The following is a 2426-nucleotide window of genomic DNA, read 5'->3' as shown; positions in this document are numbered from 1 at the left end:
CACCGCGTGCGCCGGGATCAGCGAGCTCGAGCTGTCGATCATCGATCCGTCGACCGGCACCGCGCACACCGTCCGCCCGGTGCCGTGCGCGCCCGGCTCGTTCTTCTACGACAAGCTGCCCCAGAGCTACACCGACGTGCAGCTGTGGTCGTTCGGGCTGTCGGGGCAACGCGGCGGCTTCGCCACCGGCAGCTCGATCGGCAGCGGCGGCGCGCTCACGCTCGACCTCGCGCGTTGACTTCGGCAACGCGCTGACGCGTCGCGCCATCACGCGCGACGGATCGCGACGCAAAACCGGCGCGGCCAACGTGCGCGCGCCGGGGCGAGTGGCTATGGTGCGCCACCCATGACGCTACCCGATTCGGCGCGGGTCGAGCCCGAGCAGGCCGTCCCCACGACCGTCGACGAACTGGCGCCCTTGTACCGACAGATGCTGGCGATCCGCCGCATGGAAGAGGCGGCCGCCAAGGCCTACTCGCAGGGCAAGATCGGCGGCTTCCTCCACCTCATCATCGGCCAAGAGGCCGTGTGCGTCGGCTCGATCGCCGCGCTCAAGCCCGACGACTACGTCGTCGCCACCTACCGCGAGCACGGCCACGCCTACGCCAAGGGCATCGCCGCGCGGCCGATCATGGCCGAGCTCTACGGCAAGAAGACCGGGCTGGTGAAGGGCCTCGGCGGGTCGATGCACCTGTTCGACAAGCCCACCAACTTCCTCGGCGGCCACGGCATCGTCGGCGGCCACGTGCCGCTCGCCGCCGGCGCCGCGTTCGCGTCGAAGTACCGCAACGACGGCCGCGTGACCGTCTGCTACTTCGGCGACGGCGCCGCGACGATCGGCGGCTTCGCCGAGGGCCTGTCGCTGTCGGCGCTGTGGAAGCTGCCGATCGTGCTCATCTGCGAGAACAACCAGTACTCGATGGGCACGCCGCTGTACCGCTCGCTGGCGGTCGAGGACGTGTCGCTGCGCGCGCTGGCCCACGGCATGGCGCGCGATCGCTTCGACGGCGACGACGTCATCCGGGTCAAGCGGCGGATCGCCGAGGCGGTCGAGCGCGCCCGCGTCACCGGCGAGCCGACGCTGGTCGAGATCGTCACCTACCGGTTCCGCGGCCACTCGATGAGCGACCCCGGCCTGTACCGCACCAAGGAGGAGGTCGAAGAGTGGCGCCGCCGCGATCCGCTCAACCGCTCGCGGTCGCGCCTGCTCGAGATCGGCATGGCCGAGGCCGCGATCGACGCGCTCGAGGCCGACGTCAAGGCCGAGATCGAGGACTCGGTGAAGTTCGCCGAGGACAGCGCGCCGGCCGACGCCTACGCGCCGTACGTCATGAAGGGAGCCCAGTAGCCATGGCGGTCATCAGCTACCGCGAAGCGCTCAACCAGGCGATGCGCGAGGAGATGGAGCGCGACGCCAACGTCTTCGTCATGGGCGAAGAGGTCGGGCACTACAACGGCGCCTACAAGGTCACCCAGGGCCTGCTGCAGCGCTTCAGCGAGCGCCGCGTCGTCGACACGCCGATCGCCGAGATGGGCTTCGCCGGCGTCGGCGTCGGCGCCGCGATGGTCGGCCTGCGCCCGATCATCGAGTTCATGACCTGGAACTTCTCGCTGGTGGCGATCGATCAGATCGTCAACAGCGCCGCCAAGATGTTCCAGATGAGCGGCGGGCAGTTCAACATCCCGATCGTGTTCCGCGGCCCGTCGGGCCCGGCGGTGCAGGTCGGCTCGCAGCACAGCCAGGCGCTCGAGTCGTGGTACGCGCACGTGCCCGGCCTGTCGGTGGTGCTGCCGTCGACCGCCTACGACGCCAAGGGCCTGCTCAAGACCGCCATCCGCGACGACAACCCGGTGGTGTTCATGGAGGGCGAGACCCTCTACGGCACGACCTGGGAGGTGCCCGACGAGGAGTACCTGATCCCGTTCGGCCAGGGCGACATCAAGCGCGCCGGCAAGGACATCACGCTGGTGGCGTGGTCGCGCATGGTCCACCTGTGCCTCGAGGCGGCGAAGGTGCTCGCCGCCGATGGCATCGAGTGCGAGGTCGTCGATCCGCGCACGCTGCGCCCGCTCGACTCGGCGCTCATCTGCGACAGCGTCAAGAAGACCGGTCGCTGCGTGATCGTCGAGGTCGGCTGGCCGCAAGGCGGCTTCGGCGGCGAGATCGCGTACCAGGTGCAGCGCAACTGCCTCGACGCGCTCGATGCGCCGGTGGAGCGCGTGTGCTCGGACGACGTGCCGATGCCGTACGCGAAGAACCTCGAGGACGAGGTGCAGCCGCAGGTGAAGGACATCATCGCGGCGGTGCGACGCGCGCTGTATCTCGTCTGACTCCCGATCCCGATCCCGATCCCGATCCCGATCCCGATCCCGATCCCTATGCCGATTCCGATCCCGATCCCGATCCCGATCCCGATCCCGATCCC

The 2426-nt window shown here is 69.5% G+C and carries 3 protein-coding genes; all 3 read left to right on the top strand.

All coding sequences use genetic code 11. The features are described from left to right. Positions 1-238 (top strand): hypothetical protein (locus VYI76_RS16675; RefSeq protein WP_326525940.1); only part of this gene is annotated, 238 nt, incomplete at its 5' end. Positions 239-346: 108 nt separating this feature from the next. Further along, positions 347-1348, top strand: a complete 1002-nt coding sequence (gene pdhA / locus VYI76_RS16670) for a pyruvate dehydrogenase (acetyl-transferring) E1 component subunit alpha (RefSeq protein ID WP_326525939.1) — start codon at positions 347-349, stop codon at positions 1346-1348. Between the two features lie 2 nt (positions 1349-1350). Beyond that, the gene (locus VYI76_RS16665) at positions 1351-2331 is read left to right on the top strand and encodes a pyruvate dehydrogenase complex E1 component subunit beta (RefSeq protein ID WP_326525938.1); all 981 of its coding nucleotides are present in this window, start codon (positions 1351-1353) and stop codon (positions 2329-2331) included. The last annotated feature ends 95 nt before the right edge of the window (positions 2332-2426 follow it).

The organism is Sphingomonas sp. (genome assembly GCF_035910975.1).
Lineage (GTDB): Bacteria > Pseudomonadota > Alphaproteobacteria > Sphingomonadales > Sphingomonadaceae > Sphingomonas.
The sequence above is the reverse complement of the archived record's forward strand: the minus strand, read 5'-3'. Positions and strand labels throughout refer to the sequence as shown.